Origin of the sequence: Rhodopirellula bahusiensis, from assembly GCF_002727185.1 — a bacterium.
Classification (GTDB): Bacteria; Planctomycetota; Planctomycetia; order Pirellulales; family Pirellulaceae; genus Rhodopirellula; species Rhodopirellula bahusiensis.
The window spans coordinates 1-14,243 of the sequence record NZ_NIZW01000019.1; the positions used below are offsets into that span (position 1 = coordinate 1).

Annotated in this window: 9 protein-coding genes; 3 read left to right on the forward strand and 6 right to left on the reverse strand. The window is 57.0% G+C overall.

Translation table 11 applies throughout. The features are described 5' to 3' along the window. Positions 1–190: 190 nt before the first annotated feature. Both CEE69_RS21865 and CEE69_RS21870 read right to left on the reverse strand, forming a co-directional pair. Positions 191–1,651, reverse strand: a complete 1,461-nt coding sequence (locus tag CEE69_RS21865; RefSeq protein ID WP_099262865.1) for a sulfatase — start codon at positions 1,649–1,651, stop codon at positions 191–193. Positions 1,652–1,917: 266 nt separating this feature from the next. Then, on the reverse strand, positions 1,918–3,738 hold the full coding sequence (locus tag CEE69_RS21870) for an arylsulfatase (RefSeq protein ID WP_099262757.1): 1,821 nt from the start codon (positions 3,736–3,738) through the stop codon (positions 1,918–1,920). A 267-nt stretch (positions 3,739–4,005) separates the two neighbouring features. Here CEE69_RS21870 and CEE69_RS21875 point away from each other — a divergent pair, with 267 nt between their 5' ends. Both CEE69_RS21875 and CEE69_RS21880 read left to right on the forward strand, forming a co-directional pair. Then, complete coding sequence (locus tag CEE69_RS21875; protein WP_099262758.1) at positions 4,006–6,852, forward strand: PSD1 and planctomycete cytochrome C domain-containing protein; 2,847 nt, start codon at positions 4,006–4,008, stop codon at positions 6,850–6,852. Between the two features lie 30 nt (positions 6,853–6,882). Further along, positions 6,883–8,310, forward strand: coding sequence for a DUF1501 domain-containing protein (locus tag CEE69_RS21880; RefSeq protein ID WP_099262759.1), 1,428 nt, complete (start codon positions 6,883–6,885; stop codon positions 8,308–8,310). A 111-nt stretch (positions 8,311–8,421) separates the two neighbouring features. Here CEE69_RS21880 and CEE69_RS33740 read toward each other — a convergent pair whose 3' ends face one another. From CEE69_RS33740 to CEE69_RS21890, 3 genes are all read right to left on the reverse strand, one after another. Further along, complete coding sequence (locus CEE69_RS33740) at positions 8,422–8,643, reverse strand: DUF1589 domain-containing protein (RefSeq protein WP_143549314.1); 222 nt, start codon at positions 8,641–8,643, stop codon at positions 8,422–8,424. Then, positions 8,622–10,127: a leucyl aminopeptidase gene (locus CEE69_RS21885; protein ID WP_099262760.1), complete on the reverse strand. Its 1,506-nt coding sequence runs from the start codon at positions 10,125–10,127 to the stop codon at positions 8,622–8,624. The genes CEE69_RS33740 and CEE69_RS21885 overlap by 22 nt, the downstream gene beginning before the upstream one ends. A 72-nt stretch (positions 10,128–10,199) precedes the next feature. Then, complete coding sequence (locus CEE69_RS21890) at positions 10,200–11,657, reverse strand: sigma-54-dependent transcriptional regulator (RefSeq protein WP_099262761.1); 1,458 nt, start codon at positions 11,655–11,657, stop codon at positions 10,200–10,202. Positions 11,658–11,974: 317 nt separating this feature from the next. Here CEE69_RS21890 and CEE69_RS21895 point away from each other — a divergent pair, with 317 nt between their 5' ends. Beyond that, positions 11,975–12,346, forward strand: a complete 372-nt coding sequence (locus CEE69_RS21895; RefSeq protein ID WP_008656853.1) for a four helix bundle protein — start codon at positions 11,975–11,977, stop codon at positions 12,344–12,346. Positions 12,347–12,445: 99 nt separating this feature from the next. Here the strand turns inward: CEE69_RS21895 and CEE69_RS21900 are convergent, their stop codons facing one another. Further along, positions 12,446–14,179: an SHD1 domain-containing protein gene (locus tag CEE69_RS21900; protein ID WP_099262762.1), complete on the reverse strand. Its 1,734-nt coding sequence runs from the start codon at positions 14,177–14,179 to the stop codon at positions 12,446–12,448. Positions 14,180–14,243 lie beyond the last annotated feature (64 nt).

The window sequence follows — 14,243 nt, forward strand, 5'->3', positions numbered from 1 at the left end:
TCGACCCGCCGCTTGTGGCCCAGGTCCAACGATTGAAACTCCTGCCGTACCCATTCGACCACCATCCGTGCAACCTCCGTGCGATGAAAATCCAATTCGGAAAATCTTCGCACGGACGCGGCAAAAGGCAAGGAAAAGTTGTGGGGTATAAAAAGGCTTCCAAGCCCGGCGATATCTGCCTCGATGCTCTCTACAACCGAGCCGGATTGACCGGAACCGTCGGGATCTCACCCGACGCTTTGGCTCGCAGCAACGGACGCAATCGCCGGATGACGGCAAGGGCCCGCTCATCCGAATCCTCGGCCAGGTTCTCGAATTCGTTCGGATCGCTTTGGTGGTCGTACAGCTCGACCCCGTGCCGGCCTTCAGCCCACTCGGTGTATCGGTAGCGATGCGTGCGAATGCTGCATCCCATCACTTGCTCGGGCAATCGATCGTCCGCGGGACGCAAGACCTGCGTGATCGCCGTGCCGTTCCACTGGGCGACCGGATCGTTCAGCAAAGGTTTCAAGCTGCGACCGGCCAATCCGCTCGGTGACTCAATCCCCGCCAAATCGGTGAGCGTCGGGTAGATGTCCACGAACTCGACAATCCGATTGCAGGACCCGTGTCCCGTTTGCGATGGATCGCGAATGATCAGCGGTGATTGGGCTCCTTCTTCGAACAGCGTTCGCTTCTGCCAGACTCCGTTGTGTTCCCCAAGGTGGTAACCGTGATCGCTCCAGAAAACCACGATTGTGTTGTCGGCCAGTTCCAAATCCTCGAGAGCCGCGAGCAAGCGTCCGACTTGAGCGTCGACAAACGAAACGCACGCGTAGTAAGCCTGGGTCGCTTTTAACAGCGTTGGTTCATCGAGGCCATAGTTGGGAACCGGACAATTGTGAGCGAACGCCGCCGTGGGAATGTCTTCGCGATCACCAGCGGGAGCGTACGGCAATCGCAATGACTCCAGCGGGTACATGTCGAAGTACTTTTTCGGTGCGACATAGGGCGTGTGTGGTCGAAAGAAACCGACACCCAAGAAGAATGGTTCGTCTTTCTTTTCTCGCATGATGCGGATAGCTTCCGTCGCGATCATGCCATCGGTCTGTTCTTTGTCTTCGCCATCAGCCGCAAACCAACTGAGTGCACCACTGATCTTCCGGTGCGGTTCGGCATTGAAGATGAGGTGTTCTTCGTCCTTGTCACGCCCCTTCGGATTGACCGTTTGGTTCCACGATGGCGGGTCATCAAAGCCGTCCGTTCCGATCGAGGCCGGCACGTTGTAGTGATAGATCTTGCCGACTCGAGCGGCGAAGTAACCGGCCTGCTGGAATGCTTGCGACAACGTGACGACGTTCGGAACTTCATCGCGAAAATGTCGGTCGAGGTCGTAGACTTTGATTTGATCGGGACGCAGTCCGGTCATCACCGACGCTCGCGTGGGATTGCAAAGCGGCAGTTGGTTGTACGCTCGGCGGAAACAGGTTCCCATCGCCGCCAATCGGTCGATGTTGGGTGTCTTGGCTACCACATCGCCGTAGCAACCCAGCGTCGATGCCAAGTCGTCGACGGCGATGAACAGCACGTTGGGTTGGGAAGGCTTCGCCTGAGGTTCTGCGTTGGCCGAAGTTGCGTGTATGGCAATGCATAGGAAGAGTGTTGCGAGCATCCACACGCGGTTGCTGCGTTGGGTGTGGATGGAATGAAATGAGAAGGTGGGGGCCAGGTGCATGGGGAGTGGGGGAGTGGGGGAGTGGGGGAGTGGGGGAGTGGGAGAGTGGGAGAGTGGGAGAGTGGGAGAGTGGGAGAGTGGGAGAGTGGGAGAGTGGGAGAGTGGGAGAGTGTACGCCGGGCTTCCAAGCCCGGCGCGAGCGAGAACAGTACGCTGGGCTTCCAAGCCCGGCGAAAACAGACGTCAACTCCGCGCTCTTGCGTTCATCGACGCGGAGACACTTCGCTCGGCTCGATGCGTGTGAATTCCACAAAGTATGCCCCGCGAATTTTCTGACTGGCCGCGTCACGCAACCAGGTCTGCAGTCGATGCGGACCAGCGGCGAGGTCGATCTCGAAGGTGACGGATGAATCTTCCGGCTTCAGCGTTTGGGTTTGCTCGATCGAACCCACGCGAAGGCGAGCCTGGTCGGCTTGGATGGGAGCCAACGCGTCATCGGGGAATCGTCGTAGCTCAATGCTGTATCGCCCCGCTTCCGCGACTTCAATTTCCCAGAAACCGTTGATCAGCAGATCGTTGTCCGGCAATTGAGACGGTTTCCAAATCACTCTCCCTTCGGTCGGATGCCAGTCTCGGACCGTGATCAGTGTGGGCGTGGTGTCCTTGCCGACGATGAACCGAACCACGTCCTTGCGGCTTCCGTGAACGTCCTCAAAGTAGGCGTCATACGCAGCACGCAGTTCACGCACCACCTCAGGATGCTCGGCGGCGATGTTCTTGAATTGCCCGGGATCGTTTCGAATGTCGTACAGTTCGTCGCGAACCAATCGCCATTGGTCTGTCAGCACGGCAAAAGGTGGCTGTGCCCTGCCCTGCGTCTTCGTTGCCGAGACGACGTTGTCCGATTGACGTTCAATGATCAGGGTTCGTTCAGGCAACTGCCTGGAGGAGCCACCGAACAGTCCTGCCATCGAATTCCCGTCGAAGGAAACATCGCTTGGTCGCTTCAGGTCACAAAGATCGATCAGGGTCGGCAACCAGTCACGATGGCAAGTCAATTGGTGGACTCGGCGATTGCCGTCCCACTTTGCAGGCCAGCTTGCGAAACAGGGAACACGGTGCCCGCCTTCGTAGACCGAGCCCTTCTTACCTCGCATGCCCGCGTTGAATCCGTCCTTGCGATTTTGTTCGCTGGCTCCTTGCGCCGTTCCATTGTCGCTCATGAAAACCAGCAACGTGTTGTCGCGCAGGTTGTCTTGTTCGAGCTTCTTCAACAGTCGGCCAAGGTTCTCGTCAAAATTTTGAATCATCCCATAGAACGCGGCACGCTTGGGGTCGATGCCCTGTTGCTCGAATGGATCAGAATAACGATCTGCCACCAGGTACGGACTGTGCATCGCATTGGTGGGAAGGTAAATGAAGAATGGTTGTTCGGAATCCTGCTGGATGAAGTCCATCACTTCCTTGAACCAGATGTCGGTGCAGTACCCGTCGAACGATTCTGGCGTTCCATTTCGGTAATACGTGTCGTCGAAGTAATCATTGCCGGTCGGGTTTCCGATCTCGTCTGCGCCGCCCGCCATGTGACGAACCACGGTTTCAAAACCTCGTTCGCGAGGTGCAAATGGTGGTGGGTCACCCAGATGCCACTTGCCGAACAGGCCGGTCCGATATCCCGAGTCGCGAAAAATTTCGGCCATGGTTGTTTCGTCGGGATTGAGCAACTGGCGGCCTTCGGTGACCGCCCACGCACCCACTCGCGTGCAGTAGCGGCCCGTAATCAATGCGGCTCGAGAGGGCGTGCAAACCGGATCGACATGGAAGTTTTCCAGTCGCACGCTTTGCGTCGCGAGCCGATCCAGATTGGGTGTGTTGAGCCAAGGGTTGCCGTGGCATGACATGTCGCCGTAACCCTGGTCATCGGTCACAACCAAGATCACGTTGGGGCGAGACTCTTTCGCGGTTTGAGCCCATGCAGGAGAGCAAGTTGTCAGGCAGGCGGCGAGGAGGATCCAGATTCGATGGTGCATGGAGTGGCTGATGATCGGAATGGTGTGGGGACAATTGCAATCGAGGTCAACCATCGTATTCCCCGAGGCGGACTTGTCGTTTGAACGTGATGCCAAAGTGACGCTGGAATCGCGAAAGTGGTTTGCTCGTCTGACCGATCGTGTGTGTGGGACAGAACTTACGAAGCGTCGGATGGGGCCAGTTTTTCAGTGGCCTTTTCGTCGGTTGAACGGGGCTCCATAGAGCATCAGGTGTCAGCATGGGTTACCCTGGTTGGGTTCGGTTGACCTCCCAAACTCAAACCCGATGCGTCTGGCAGGACGCGAAGGATTCATTCACCCGTGGCCCACAATTACATGCGAGTTCGCATTCTGACGACCATCAGGAAACCGCTGCCGCTGTTGTTGCTGACGATCTTGTTGGGTGGCCACGTGTTTGCCGATGACATCGCAGAATCGTCCCGTGTGTCGGAATCCGAAGCGTTGTTCGTTCGCCGGGTGGCACCGCTGCTTCGCGAAAAGTGTTTGGGGTGTCACGGGCAGGACCCGGAGTTGATCGAAGGCTCGTTGGACCTGCGATCGTTTGCTGGGTTGAAAGCTGGCGGCGACAGCGGGGAAGCCGCGGTTGTTCCTGGTAAGCCGGAACACAGCCCTTTGTATCTGGCCTCGACCCGAAGCAGCGGTGATTGGTCGGAGATGCCACCCAAGGAAGCCGAGCAACTTTCAGAGCAGCAACTGGAATGGCTGCGAGACTGGATTGCGTCCGGTGCGGTTTGGCCGGACGAGGATCGCGTGGCCGAGATCCAAGCGGCCTATGAAAGCGAATGGTCCGCCGAAGATGGCATCGCCGTCGCAACCTCCGGTGGGCTCGATGAACATTGGACGAACCGGAAATATGACCCAGCCGGATTGTGGGCCTATCAACCGGTGCAGAAACCTGAAGTAACCACGGATCGAAATCCGATCGATGTCTTGATCGAAGACGGCTTGGCTGACGGGACCGACCTGGCACCGCGTGCCGATCGTCGAACCCTCATTCGCCGAGCCACCTATGACTTGACCGGATTGCCGCCGACGCCTTCGGAGGTGGAACGTTTTCTCCAAGACCCGGCTGACGACCATGAGGCATTTGAAAAGTTGGTCGAGCGATTGCTGCATTCACCTCACTACGGCGAGCGGATGGCTCAGCATTGGTTGGATGTCGTGCGCTACGCCGACTCCTCCGGATTCGCGAATGATTTCGAACGAGGGAACGCGTGGCGGTATCGCGACTACGTCATCCGCTCCTTCAACGAAGACAAGCCGTACGACCAATTCATCCGAGAACAGATCGCGGGCGACGAGATCGATCCCAACGATCCCGAGTGTTTGATCGCCACCGGTTTTTTGCGGATGGGTCCATGGGAGTTGACTTCGATGGAGGTCGCCAAGGTGGCTCGTCAACGATTCCTCGACGACGTGACCAACAGCGTCGGTGAAACGTTCTTGGGGCATTCCTTGCAGTGCGCCCGCTGTCACGATCACAAGTTCGACCCAATTCCCACGCGGGATTATTATTCCGTCCAAGCTGTTTTTGCGACGACACAGCTCGCCGAACGAAAGGCTGATTTCTTAGGCGGCGAGAACCGGGCTGGCTTTGATGAGAAACGCTATCTCGATCGCTCGAAGCAGATTCACGTGCGGACGCTTGAGGAAATCGAACAAGTGCTCTTGGACAACTCGCAAATTTGGTTTCAGGAAAACGGCAAGGACCCGGCTGCATGGAACGAGGAACTGAAACGTTTGCGATCCAAGGGGAAAGTGAAATCGCTGTTCACATCCGCTCGCAATGCGATGCAAGCGGAGGGAGTTCCTGAGAGCGACTACCCGCCCAAGTTGGTCGGGTTCACGCCGGAGCAATTTGGGAAGGAACGCGTCGCACGAAAGGGACTGCAACGTTTGCGTTGGGAACAAGATCGCTACCAGCCGTATGCTTTGGCTGTCTACAGCGGACGAACCGTTTCGCGAACTTCGGTCATGAGTCCGATTCGAATGCCAAAGGATCGGTGGACGAAGGGAGAGCTGGAATCCAGCGTGATCTTGACTGGCGGTGATCCCTTTTCGGCCGGCGAAGCGGTTTCGCCAGGCGTGCTGAGCGTGATTGAGAACCAAGTCTCGGCGGAGATTCCGGTTGCCATCGAAGGACGCCGCGTCGCATTCGCGAATTGGGTGGCGGCATCCGAAAACCCTTTGACGTCTCGCGTGATCGTCAATCGTTTGTGGCAATGGCATTTCGGAGACGCCATCGCGGGCAACGCCAACAACTTTGGCGCAACGGGAAAACCGCCGACGCATCCAGAGCTACTGGATTGGTTGGCGGCCACACTGGTGGAAGAGAACTGGTCGATCAAAGCGATGCATCGCCGGATCATGAACTCAGACGTGTATTGTCGTTCCAGTTCCAACGTATCGACTCAGCCCTATCAAGGGTTCAAGCCGCGACGGCTGAGTGCCGAAGAATTGCGGGATTCGATGTTGGCCGTGACCGGAGAACTGAACCCGGTGTTGGGCGGCATCCCATGTCGTCCCGAGGTCAATCAGGAGGTTGCTTTGCAGCCTCGGCAAGTCATGGGGACGTTCGCCGCCGCTTGGGTTCCCAATCCCAAACCCGAAGACCGGAATCGGCGATCCATTTATGTGTTGAAGCTTCGCGGATTGATTGACCCGTTCCTGGAGGTGTTCAATGTGCCGTCGCCCGATTTCTCCTGTGAGCGACGTTCTGCATCGACGGTCACGCCCCAAGTCTTCAGCCTCTTCAATGGGCAAAGCACGCACTCTCGTGCTTTGGCGCTGGCGGATCGGGTGCGTCGCGAAACGGAATCAGATGAGGACGCGATCACCCGGTGTTTTGAACTGGTGTTGTCTCGATCGCCTTCGAGCGAAGAAATGATTGAGATGCTGGAACACTGGTCTCGCGTGCAAGAGATTCTTCCGGAGTCGCCACCCGAATGTTCCCGGCCGCCTATGGAAGTGGTTCGCAAAGCGGTGGAAGAGAACACGGGCGAGAAGTTTGAGTTTGTTGAACGCTTGCACGCCAATGTGGACTTTCAACCCGATTTGCAACCGGCCGATGTGGATCGCCACACGTGGGCGTTGGCGGACGTTTGTTTGGTGCTGCTGAACTGCAACGAGTTTGTCTATGTGTATTGATGTTATTCGGCGTGGTTCGTCCTTGATGAGGTGGATGTGATGTTTGTGATGCCACGACGCGAAAGTTTGTTTCGGATGGGAACGTCGCTGGGCGGAATTGCGCTGGCATCGATGTTGGCGGACGAAGCCTCCGCGGACGCCACACGCGATCAGGACAGCCAAGCTGCACCGATGCAGCCGAAGCCCGGCCACGTTCCAGCCAAGGCGAAGAACTGCATTTTCTTGATGATGGAAGGTGGGCCGTCGCACATCGACACGTTCGATCCCAAGCCCAAACTCAACCAGTTGCACTTGCAGGAGTTTGTTCGCCAAGGGCAACAGAAATCCGCAATGGAAAGCGGCAAACGTTACTTCGTTCAAAGCCCCTTTTCTTATTCGAGGCACGGCGAGAGCGGTGCGCCGATGGCGGACAACTGGTCGCATCTGCCAAAGGTCGCGGACGAGCTTTGTTTCTACCGTGGATGCCAAGTCGACAGTGTCAATCATCCCACCGCGATGTATCAAATGAACTGCGGCAATCGTTTCGGCGGCGATCCCGGCATCGGGGCTTGGGTGACTTATGGGCTGGGTTCTGAAAACCAGAGTCTGCCTGGGTTCATCGTGTTGCCAGAGGTTTCGTACCCACAAGGCGGAGCGGCGAATTGGAGCAATGGTTATCTGCCAGCGTTCTATCAAGGCACGCCTCTGCGAGCCAAAGGGTCACCCATTTTGGACCTGCAACCACCGGTTGGAGTCAGCCGAACGAGGCAGCGATTGAATCTGGACCTGCTTTCGCGGATGAATCAGCGACATGCTGCCAAGCATCCCGAGCATGATGAATTGTCTGCGCGTTTGGAGAGTTACGAGTTGGCGTTTCGGATGCAGACGGAAGTTCCCGAAGCAATGGACCTTTCCGGCGAGACGAAGGAAACGTTCGCTATGTATGGGATCGGGAACGATGCCACCGATGCTTTTGGACGCAAGTGTTTGTTGGCTCGCAAGATGGTCGAGAAGGGGGTGCGATTCGTCCAGTTGTACAACGGAACCTGGGACAGCCATGATTACATCGAACGGGCTCACGGGAATTTGGTGCGAGGTGTCGACCAACCGATTGCAGCCTTGATTCAAGATTTGAAGCAACGCGGATTGCTCGAGAGCACCTTGGTCGTGTGGTGTGGCGAATTCGGACGCTCACCCGACAACGGCGTCCGCGGCGGGACCGCGTACGGACGCGATCACAACGCCAACGCGATGACGATTTGGATGGCCGGCGGAGGCGTCAACGCGGGGCACACGATCGGCGCAACCGATGAGACTGGGATGACGGCGGTCGAAGAGGTGCGGCCCGTTCGCGACTTCCATGTCACGTTGCTGCGGTTGTTGGGGCTCGATGACAACAAGCTGACGTACTATCACGCCGGCCGATTCAAGCAGCTCAGCCAGTTCGGCGGCAAGGTGATCGAGTCGTTGATTGCTTGATAGGGCAGCGGAATGCGTGAAAGGAAGTCGCGGAAGGGCGAGAGCCCTCCGGTTTCTCACCGGGCGGCTTGCGCCGCACCGCTAAGTCTTTCGGTCCCGCGAAAATTCGCGTTATGCAACGCGAAACTGCTGTAGGCCAGGTTTCACCTGGCGATCGTTCTTGGTCGGTGAACGTTGTTCTCGCGAAAGCGGTTCGATGACGCCTCGCTTTGTTCCAAAGCATCGGCGTGGGTGCCATGTGAGACATGGCCTACGAGCATCGTGAACCGAATTCTTGGCGAATCCGGCTACGGGGTAGGCTCGATGGCTGCTTACGATGCGTTTTCGATCCAGCGGACGAGGCTTCGTACCATCACGCCGGTGGCACCTGCGTCACGATGAGGCTTGGGCGAGTCAACGAAGGCTGGGCCAGCGATGTCGATGTGAACCCAAGGGACGTCGGCGACAAAGTTCTCCAGGAATTTCGCGGCGGTGATCGCGCCGCCCCAGCGACCTTCGCCGACGTTCTTGATGTCGGCCACTTTGCTTTTGACTTTGTCGTCGTACAGCGAGAACATCGGCAATTGCCAAACAGGTTCGCACTCGGATTCCGCAGCACTTTGAACCGCGTCGCAAAGGGCTTGGTCGTTGGTCATCAACCCGGCCACGTCGATTCCGAGGGCAACCATGCAAGCACCGGTGAGCGTGGCGAGGTCAACAATCGCTTGGGGGTTTTGTTGCACGGCAACGTCCAGGGTGTCAGCCAATACGACGCGACCTTCGGCGTCGGTGTTGAGGATCTCGATAGTCTTGCCGCTGCGGGTTTCGATCACGTCGCCGAGTTTGTAGCTGTCGCCACTGACCATGTTTTCAGCGAGCCCACACAGTCCGATGACGTTGCGTGGCACCTTCAGTTTCGCAAGTGCGTTCATCACACCAACGACGGTCGCGGCACCCGCCATGTCGCACTTCATGTCGACCATCCCGTCGCTGGGTTTGAGTGACAATCCACCGGAATCGAACGTGACGCCTTTGCCGACGATCACGAGCGGGGCTTCATCGCCACCGCCGTCGTGACGCAGCATCACCAAACGCGGTGGGCTGGTGGATGCTCGACCGACCGCCAAGATGGCTCGGCAATTTTCAGCTTCCAGTTTTTTCTCATCCCAGACTTCGCACTTCAGTCCGCAATCGCTGGCGATCTTTTCAGCGTATTGAGCGAAGCCGGTTGGGTTCATGATCGACGGTGGCTCGTTAACCAGACGCCGTGTGTGGTTGATCGATTGGCCAAGCTTTTCGCCTCGCGAAACGGCTTCGGCTGAGTAACCAACGAACGCGATCGCGTCGGGAACCGAGACAGATGGTTCGCGTTGATACAGGTGTTGGCCTTCGCACCCGGAGACCGCACCGGCGACGACGGCGTCGTGGTTGTCGGCGGCGACTCCATCGCCCAATGCGAACGTGATCTGCTGGCGAGGTTTGCTGACCAAACTGCGAATCACGGCGGCACCCAGTTCAATCGCGGCACCGCGAGTTCGTTTGTCGCTTGCGCCCAGACCAGCAAGCACGATCCATGGTGTTTGAGCGTCGCCGGTTGCGAAGCTGGTCAGCTCACCCGGTTTGCCATTCACTTCGCCGGAGTCGCACGCGTTTTGAACGGTCTTGGCGAGTGATTCCGGCAACGCCGAGATGGCAACGCATTTCGCGGTTGCTTTGCCGTCGGATGATTCCGCTGCATCGCTGGCCGGTTCGACGCCGAGGACCAGCACGCCTGCTTTGGCGAGGTCGAGTTTGGCTTCGGCGGTCAGGGTCAACGAAGGGAAAGGCAAAGGTTGCATTCTTGGATCCGGTGGCGATTGAAAGGACAGGAAGTTGCTGGTCGAGAAGCGGTGAATTGTCGAGACGAAGGTCTACGATTTGGCTTCCGCTTCGTCTTCATCTTTTTTGTATTGGTCGAGTCGGCGATAGAGCGTTCGAGCGCCGATTTGAAGGATTTTGGCTGCTTCTTCGCGATTGTTGCCGGTTAGCTTCAGCGTCTCTTCGATCGCCCAGCGTTCAATTTCAGCCAGCGGCCTGCCGACGAAATTCATGTTGCCTTCGATCAAAGCGGGGCCTTGCGACTCTTCGCCCTCTTGAGGTGCGTCGTCGATCAACTCCGGCGGCAAATCGTCTTCGTCGAGCGACCCGTCGGTGTCCAGCACCACCATCGTTTCGACAAAGTTTCGAAGCTGGCGGATGTTGCCGGGCCAATCGTACGCAAAGAATTTCTTGGTCACCGCGGGAGTGAAATGGGCAGACGATTTGCCATGCCGCCGCAAGAACATTTTGCGAAAATGGTCCATCAGCGCGATCACATCGTCACGGCGTTCCCGCAACGGCGGCAACTCGATCGTCACGACCTTGAGTCGAAAGTAAAGGTCGTTTCGGAATGTTCCCGCGTCGATCATTTCTTCGAGTGGCCGGTTGGTGGCCGAGATCAAACGAACGTTGACCTTGATCGACTTGTTCCCACCGACGCGAGTGATTTGGCTTTCTTCCAGCACTCGCAGCAGCTTGATCTGGGTGCTCATCGGCATGTCGCCGACTTCGTCAAGAAACAGCGAGCCACCGTTGGCGTATTCGAACGCACCTTCTCGGTCGGAGACAGCGTCGGTGAACGATCCTTTGACATGGCCGAACAGTTCGCTTTCAACCAAGTTCTCAGAAACAGCTCGAGTGTTGAGTGCGACGATGCGTTTGTTTTTGCGAGGGCTATTTTGGTGGATGGCTTGAGCCACCATTTCTTTGCCCGTCCCAGACTCACCGGTGATCAGCACGGTCGCGTCGGTGGCTGCGATGCGTCGCAAACGATCGATGACCGTCTGCATTTTTTTGCTGGTGTAGATGATGCCTTCGAAACCGAATCGCTCGTCGAGCCGTTGCATCAACTCGGTGTTCGTACGCCGCAGTTCGACGTTCTCGGCGGCCTTCTCGACGATGGCTCGCAGGCGACTCGGCGTGATTGGTTTCTCGAGGAAATTGAACGCGCCCAACTGCATCGCTTCCACGGCAATCGGCACCGTCGCGTGCCCAGTCACCATGACGACTTCGCATTCCGGCAATCGTTCATTGGCGAGAGCCAGGATTTTCATTCCGTCGACGTCGTTCATCACCATGTCCGTGATGATGATGTCGAACGTTTCTCGCTGGATCAGGGCGGCCGCATCGGGACCGCTGGTTGCGACTTCGCAAACGTAGCCGACCTTCTCCAGACTCTCCGTCATCGCTCGTGCGTGGGCAGCTTCATTGTCGACCACCAACAGACGGTACTTCGAACGATCCGGCGGTTCGGCGGGAGAATCGGTGGCGGCAGTGAGATCGGAAGTCATTCAAATCAGACGGATGACGAGAAGGGCTGACGAAAAACGACCCCATTTCGCGGTCGCGAGCCCTAGATTCTATGCCAGTCAAGTTCCCTGGGAACCATGTCTCCGAAACCGGTTCTCGGGGCTTCCACCCCGAGCTACTGATGACGCCCCATCCGGGGCGAGTTCGCAGCAATGACTCCGGAGGAGTCTTCCCATGAGACGCGAGAGGCAGCACGCAAATTGAAGATGGCTTTGCTTGCCGATTGCGGTCATTGAAAAAGTTAAATTGACAATTGGAAATTGTAAATTTGATTGGTCTCCTGCCGGCGAGCGACCCAATGGATCAGCGTGGTGAAGATTTGGAAGATCGGCTACTGGATTTTGCGACACGCGTCGGGAAATTGGTCGAAGCGTTGCCGGAGACCCGCCTGGGGCGGCACATCGCTGGCCAGCTGGTGCGAAGTGGCACTTCGCCCGCACCCAACTATGCCGAAGCGTGTGCCGCTGAAAGCAAGAAGGACTTTGTTCACAAGCTGGGGATCGCGTTGAAGGAACTTCGTGAATCGCGAACTTGGGTCAAGCTAATTTTGAAGTCGGAGATGCTTTCCGATGACCGCATCAAACCGCTTCTCGATGAGTGCATCCAACTGTGCAACATCATTGGGAAATCTGTTGTGACGGCAAAGGCAAATCTCCAAAACCCGAAGTAGCTGCCCTTCAACCAACAATTTAAAATTTACAATTGTCAATTTAACTTTTTCAATTGCCTTCACAGCGGGCGTCCTGACCATTGGGCCTAAATCGGCGAGTCATTCTGCTACGACTTGGAATGGATTGGCGGCGGCTTCGGATTCTTTTTGGAATCGTTCGGCGAGGTCTGCGTCTTTTTCTGAGAGTGCTGCCAGCGGGACTTCGATGGTTTTGTTGTCGGCGGATTTCAGGCGGAGCTTGCCGTCCGTGACCGCTAAGAACGACGCCTCGATTTTGAACTTCCCGGTTTTGTCCGTCCAAGTTCGGATCGCATCCATTTCAGATTCGGAATTAGCTTCTTCCATCTCTTCCGGTTCATTCACCACAACCTTGGGTTTCGGAGCCACACGCCGAGTTCGTGGGGCGGGCCGTGTGTCGACAGGCTGCTCGACCGTGTCGGGTGGGTATCGCAACATCGAGACGTTGACGCGTTCGACGCGGCCGTGTCCACCAACGGACTGGACCGAGACTTCGTTGCGCTCGTGGATCTCTTTCACTTCCACCGCTTCGAAACCGCTGAACCGCTCGCGTGATTTTGCCAGGATCTGGCCGACAACCAAGCGGCTGGCCGTGGTGACTGGGTTCCCGGTTCGTTTCACCGTCCCGACTCCACGGCTGTAATCACGACGGTCTTCCGCCATCTGCTTGAGAGACTCGTCGTAACGTGCCGCAGCCGAATAGTAGTGAGACTTCATGCTGTCTCTGGAGATCTCGGCTCGTTTAAGCAGTGCCTGCGCAAGCACAGGGTCTTCGCGTTGATTTCTAAAATTGAGTTCTGACATCGCGCGGTGAGCAGTCACGGAGGAAGATCCGGGAGCGAGAGCTTGGACCCATTGCTTGCGTTCGGCATCGGTGAATGGACGCGTGCGTTTGAGTGCGGCTTCCTTTGCCGCCGCGATCTTGGCGTCGCGTTCCTGCTGGGTCTCGCGAACCAGAGAGATCGAAATAGGGACCTTGATCTCGACTCCATCTTCGATTTGGAACAACACGCGGTTGATCTGCAGTTGTTCGTAGAAGCCATCGTCCATGTTGAAGAACGCAATGCCCTCGCCTTGCATCTTCATTGGCGGATCGGATTCAGGAGCGGATAACTCGTATTGGTGGTCGATCTTCATCCGGTTTCGGACGGCTGGATGAGCGACGTACTTCCACTTCTCGGTTGCGATGGAGAGCTTTTTGCTGTTGATTCCAGATCGACTTGAGAACGAGGGTATCATTCCGAAGGGGCTGCTGATTCGGGCGATCGTGGTCGTGTCGGATGCATTCCACGACACTGCGACATCAGCACCTTTGTCTGCGGCTCGAGCGTTCACGGGAGCAGCGTTCGGCGGCGGCAGTGGTGCGATCGCAAGTTGGCCGATCGTGCCAAGCAGCAAACCCATCATCTCATCTCGTTGGGCCACTTCCACTTCGCCGAGCGGTGTGATGCCGAGCAATGCTCCGCGGCAAGACACCGATTCAAGCGTCGGCAGAGACGATTCGTTGCTGCTGCGAAAGAAGGAGGACGAGCGAGAGTGCGTGCCTTCTAGGTTGCCGGTCACGTTCAGCTGAATCAATTCCGGCGTGGCTGATTTGACGTGATAAGTCAACGTGCCCGGGTACTTGCCAGCGTCTTTGCCGATGCCGATCTGAATGTTGATCTTGTACGTGACCGACTCGCCAACTTGATCGCTGAAACCAACTGGATCAGCGGCAAAGACCGGCAAAGCGGTCTGCGATGAAACGAGTAGCGATACGCCACACAGCAGCGTGCCGATCAAGGTTGCCAACGAAACACAGAATCGATGCATCATTTCTTCGTCGCCTGGATGAATGGAGAGGGACCCCCATATTAATGGCTCGAAGCATCGTCTGTGA